This is a genomic window from Pseudomonas khavaziana, assembly GCF_019145205.1.
GTDB lineage: Bacteria > Pseudomonadota > Gammaproteobacteria > Pseudomonadales > Pseudomonadaceae > Aquipseudomonas > Aquipseudomonas khavaziana.
This window is the reverse complement of record NZ_JAHSTT010000084.1, coordinates 1-219: the sequence shown is the minus strand read 5'-3', so window position 1 is coordinate 219 and position 219 is coordinate 1. Positions and strand designations below refer to the sequence as shown.

The window sequence follows — 219 nt, the reverse complement described above, 5'->3', positions numbered from 1 at the left end:
AGATGTTGCTTCCCCCGCTGAACCTGACGGTAGCCGAAGTTTGTCGCCGTGAAGGGGTCAGCGATGTATCGCTGTATACCTGGCGCAAGATGGCCAGTGTCCAAGGAAGCAAAGTGCCAGAAGATATACCGCTTTCTGATAAATGGTCTGCTGAGGCCCGGTTGACCGCTGTCATTGAAACAGCCAGCCTGACGCAACTTGAATTAGGTGAGTACTGCC

At 53.4% G+C, this 219-nt stretch carries 1 protein-coding gene; it reads left to right on the top strand.

The genetic code is table 11. The features are described 5' to 3' along the window. Window positions 1–219, top strand: a 219-nt coding sequence (locus KVH01_RS29635) for a transposase (protein ID WP_217883822.1), incomplete at both ends; no start/stop codon positions are given.